Origin of the sequence: Endozoicomonas sp. ALB115 (assembly GCF_049310245.1) — a bacterium.
In the GTDB taxonomy this organism is placed as follows: Bacteria; Pseudomonadota; Gammaproteobacteria; order Pseudomonadales; family Endozoicomonadaceae; genus Endozoicomonas.
In genome coordinates this window covers 1-5016 of the sequence record NZ_JBLYZG010000130.1, presented here as the reverse complement: position 1 = coordinate 5016, position 5016 = coordinate 1, and the positions used below count along the sequence as shown (strand labels likewise).

At 40.6% G+C, this 5016-nt stretch carries 5 protein-coding genes; all 5 read left to right on the top strand.

The features are described from left to right. The first annotated feature begins 192 nt into the window (after window positions 1–192). The 5 genes from ACO6VE_RS23825 (at window position 193) to ACO6VE_RS23805 (ending at window position 4994) form a co-directional block, all read left to right on the top strand. Window positions 193–324 carry a hypothetical protein gene (locus tag ACO6VE_RS23825; RefSeq protein ID WP_422463927.1) on the top strand — a complete coding sequence of 44 codons (132 nt, stop codon included), beginning with the start codon at window positions 193–195 and terminating at the stop codon, window positions 322–324. Between the two features lie 17 nt (window positions 325–341). Continuing rightward, window positions 342–728: a hypothetical protein gene (locus tag ACO6VE_RS23820; protein WP_422463925.1), complete on the top strand. Its 387-nt coding sequence runs from the start codon at window positions 342–344 to the stop codon at window positions 726–728. Beyond that, the gene (locus ACO6VE_RS23815) at window positions 728–3316 is read left to right on the top strand and encodes a hypothetical protein (protein ID WP_422463923.1); all 2589 of its coding nucleotides are present in this window, start codon (window positions 728–730) and stop codon (window positions 3314–3316) included. The genes ACO6VE_RS23820 and ACO6VE_RS23815 overlap by 1 nt, the downstream gene beginning before the upstream one ends. Before the next feature lie 43 nt (window positions 3317–3359). Continuing rightward, window positions 3360–3956, top strand: coding sequence for an NUMOD3 domain-containing DNA-binding protein (locus ACO6VE_RS23810; protein WP_422463921.1), 597 nt, complete (start codon window positions 3360–3362; stop codon window positions 3954–3956). 579 nt (window positions 3957–4535) lie between these two features. Continuing rightward, window positions 4536–4994, top strand: a complete 459-nt coding sequence (locus ACO6VE_RS23805; RefSeq protein ID WP_422463919.1) for a hypothetical protein — start codon at window positions 4536–4538, stop codon at window positions 4992–4994. Window positions 4995–5016 lie beyond the last annotated feature (22 nt).

Sequence of the window (5016 nt, the reverse complement as noted above, 5' to 3'; positions counted from 1 at the left end):
CTTTAACTGGCATCAATGCTCTAACATCTGATCGACTGGGCAACAAAATTTTAGAATTTCTTCACTTCAACCCTTAAACGCAACATAGCTGATGAAAGCGATGAAGAAAAGATTTCTGAATGCAACCAATCACTATTTGATATTGATGCCAAATTAATTTCAAAACTGGTTGTTGACTGGAATCGTGACATCATGGAAGAACATTATACTCCTGAAGCACTAGAAAAGATGCTTCAAGACCAAGAAACAAAGTTTATTCACACTCAGCTTTCTGAAGAAATGCAAAAGCTTGAAGACTTTCTACCTACAGTGGGAAAGAATTAAGGGATTATTTTGAAGCGATGGTTCTTTGTTCCGAAAAAGGAGATCAAGGAACTTCTGCTAGACAACTCGCACTCACCAAGAAGGCTCAAGCCGAAAAAATGAGGTGGAAGAAGGTTATCACAGTTCCCGATGAGCCTGTGGCAACTCCAAATATAATCCCATACATCCCCATCATCGTTGATTGTTTAAAACTTTCAAAATCCACTTACAGTAATGACGGCTATGCTTGCCCAATTCCACCATCAGAAGTAACAATTATTGCTGATTCCCACGGATTTAGTCTTCTTGCTGGGGATGTAAAGCTGATTCTAGATGCAATTGACCATTACTGTTACCACCAAAATATTACCCATTCTAAATATATGGAGTGGAGAATTAATCAATCCAAAAACGGAGGTAATTAATGGCAAATGCTCTATTGAAGTATTTGGTAGATTACTCAGATGTAACAAAGGCTGAAAAGTCTTTAAAAGACCTTAGAACCGAAACTAAAAATACTGTTCGTGAAGCAAGGTCTTTGAATGATGCATACACTCGTGTCGCCAGAACGCAAACAACAACCACTCAAGCCACCCAAAGAACAACACAAGCTACTCGTGAAACGACTAATGCTAACTCTGCATTGAATGATGCAATTTCTTCTGGTAGAAGCACGGCTGTTGATTTCACTAAATCTCTTTCAGCAATGGCACTCGGTGCTATCGGTATTACAACAGCTGTTGATTCACTGACTAATGCCGTTGGTTACTGGCTAGATGTCACCACACAAGCATCACAACAAAATGCTCAACTTGAGTATGTAGTGGATAAGCTTGGAGCTTCTATAGGGTTTACTCGTGAGGAACTCCGGCAATTTGCTCTGGCTATGGGTAGAGATACTCTAACTTCTACTGAAGAAGTGAATGAAGCTATGGTAGTTCTCCAAAGTTATTTCTCTATAACTGGAGATCATTTCAAAGAGACCATCAAACTTGCTCAGGATATGGCAACAGTGTTTGGTGGAGGATTAGTTCAGTCTACCAACCAACTAGCGAAAGCTCTTGAAGACCCTATACGTGGTGTTAACGCTCTAAGACGTAGTGGTGTGACATTCACCAAAGCAGAACAGGATATGATTAAGGCTCTTGTTGAGTCTAATCAATTGTTCGAAGCGCAAGAGCTGGTTCTTGAGAAGGTTAATGCTCAAGTTGGCGGTCAAGGTGTAAAAGCTGCTAACGGTTTCGCTGGTGCTATTGATACAGTCGGTGAGAACTGGCATGAATTAATGCGTACAATTGGCGAATCTCAAGCATTGATTAATACTGTAAACTCTCTAGCAAGTTCATTGGAATCAGTTACTGACTTCTTGACTCCTGATTCTGTTAAATACGCAAGAGGGTTTCTTGATACATTGTCAGATAAAACGCCTGAACAAAGTATGAAGGCTCTGAGTGATGAAATTTTTAGACTCCAAACAGAAATTGGTAATAGTGGAAAGGCGTATGCTGCTGCAAAAGAAGAGTTAGCTGGATTTGCAGATAGAACTATCCTCTCAGAATACAATAAAATTCGTAAAGCTCAACTAAAGGAACAAGTAGAAGATACTGAAGCAGCTATTAATCTCCTTCAAGGTAAATGGAGCCTGTATTTCAAACAGAGACTCCAAGGGCAGAAAGAAGCCGGAGGTGGTGAGCCGACATCAATTGCCGATGATTTTACGTTTTCATTTGATTTGTCTGATACTTTAGGAACGCAAGACAAATTTGGAGCTTATATGGCAGCTCTTGATGAAATGCTTAGCAATGGACAACTTAGCATTAAGGAATATCAAGATTTCTATGACAAGCTCACAAAAGACATAATAGCTCTTGATGGTGATGTAACTGCCAGTCTGGAAGCAAATGTTAAGCGTCGTATTGAAAAGATTAAAGAAGAACGGGAAGAAGAAGAACGTAAATCTAAACTGAAGAAAAAGATTCGTGAAGAGAATCAAAAGTCTATCCAGACTGTTTCTGATGAGGTGCAATACCAGAAGGATTATGTGATAGCCCTTCAGTCTGGAAACGAAGCTCTAAATTTGTTTCTCGCTACAAAACAAGCCGAAAACACTCTTAATCGTGATGCTTATGAAACTACAAATGAATACAACACTGCTCTTCAAACAGAAATCGATAAGCAGTTGGAATTGATTGGTATAAAGAATCAGATTAAAGAGATCGAAGCAGACCAAGCTGAAGCAAAGCAAGCTGAGCTTGATCGCTTGAAAGAACAGAACGAGCTTATGTTCCAACAGATTGATATTCTCGGTCAGCTGAGTCAAGGGTACGGAAGCAGTCTAGCTGATGGTATTTCCGTTGCGATTGAGCAGTACCAAAAACTGTTTGATAAGAACGATCAGTTTGTTGGTTCTCAAGAACAAGTACTTGGAGCTGTTAGTGGTATTGCTGGAGCGTTTGCTCAGAATCTTGATAAGGACTCTGGTGCATATAAAGTGATGGCAATCACCCAAGCCACCATCGCAACTTACCTTGCCGCCACTAAAGCCCTTGCCGAACTCGGTCCAATAGCAGGTCCAGTAGCTGCTGGTGCTATCACTGGTCTCGGTTTGGCAAATGTAGCGATGATTGCCTCTGCCAAGGACGGTTGGAGTAATGTTGGTGATGGTTCTTTCAAGAATTATGCTGGCGGAACTTCAATGGTCACTGGTGGAGGAACATCAAAATCTGATTCTGTTCCTACTATGCTTTCTCGTGGTGAAGCAGTATTGACAGCTAGTGCTGCCGAAAGCCTTGGTCGAAATAATATCGACGCTATGAATGCAGGTCGTGGAATATCTGGCGGAACAGTATCTCCTGTGATTAATGCCGGAATCACAGTACAGGGTAATGTTGATCAAGCTGCAATGGCTGGTCTTGATGATTTGTCAATAAGGCAAACCAAGATGATTGCTAAAGAGATTGCTCAGCAACAAATGAAGTTTCAACTGAAGCCAGGCGGAATATTAAGGAATTAATGAGTGGGAGCTGTAAGCTCCCACAACATAGGAGTAAAACAACATGGAGACATATTACGTTTATCACGTCTGCAATCCAGAACACACAAATATCCTATCAGAAGGGTATATTGGCGTGACGACTAATCTTAACAGGAGATTCCAAGAACATAGAGGTCGGTTTAAGGACAAGGGTGATTTATCTTTCTCAGTTGTTGATTCAGGAACTGAAAGCGAGATGTCTGAACTAGAATTCAAACTTAGACCGGAATCTAATATTGGCTGGAATATAACTGTTGGTGGTAAAACAACATCGGCTGACACCCGAAACAACATTAGCTCTGGAATGAAGGATTCGTCAGGATGTAATAATCCGTTCTTTGGTAGAAAGCATACTGAAGAAGCCAAAAAGAAGCAGTCAGAAAACAATTACATGCTTGGGCGGACTGGTGAACTAGCTCCTAATTGGGGTAAGAAATGGTCTGATGAGTCAAGAAAGAAGTTGAGTAGATCGAGACGGAAGTATGTATATCACACCCCAAACGGTGTTTTTACATCTTCTTGGGAAGCTGCTAATTCCAATAAATGTTCGAGAAGCACAATAGAACAACGTTGTTTGAATGATAATTTTCAAGACTATTTCAGAACGAGTATTCATTGATGAACAACTTTCGGATAATCACCGCTCTGGGGACATTCGGGAGGCAGTACAATTGCGTCCAGTGGGTGAGGCAGAAATTCAATCTGCCCACTTACAATATTTCTTACGACGATGAATCCTCATTAGCTGATGCTAAGACTATGCTCGAACACTTCGAATAAGTTGATTGGAAAGATGCTGATATTGGCTTCACTGTTCTCAAGAATCGCCCACATGCAGAGATCATAAAGGACTGGAGGTCAGAGTTCGTTGGCTATGCATTGGATGACCCCAGACCAATTCACAGAAGAACAGCATATCTTTTTCGAGGGAAGACAAAAGAGAGTCCTTTTCTTGATTCTATAAAGTTCTACAGATTCAAGGAATCCTGAAGTCCTTGCACTGCAAGGACTAAGACCTGAGCTACTGTCTTGAAACTGGCTCTCATGCTGATCCCACAGCAATTTATTAATCACACTCTTTCAAAAGCTCATTCGATTGCCATGTTCCTCTTTTCTTAATGTGATGCGGTATATGGATGGGACTTTTGAGTGAGTTTTTGAAAAGGAAAAGAAAACTATGACTGAACAGGAGGCCACAATGGATATGATTAAACCAAACGAAATTCATAATGATGAATTCCCTGTTAAACAAGTACCATTCATGAATAAGAAGGGTGAATGGGAATATTGGAGGCAACTTGATACTGAAAGGGTTGATGAAGATACATTTTCCTATATGTTTGGACAATTGTTTGAGAATGAAGGAAAAGCTCATTTGGCTAAGGTCAAGATTGATATATCAATGGAAGATAATTGTGCTATCCAAAAGGAATATGGTTCAATTACTACCTATGCTTCAAAAGAACGTACTCGTGCTCTCAGAAGGCAGTTGAAGCGCATCTATAAAACTGGTGAGCGTTCTAAGATTCCACAATACAACCAACATATGATGAATGTAAATGAGTACATGAAAGAGCAGATGTATGGAGTGCATATTCTGGCTAATCGTGAACGCTCATTCTGGCAAAGCGTGAACACGAATTCTGGCCAGGCGTGAACATGGATTCTGGCTGATCGTG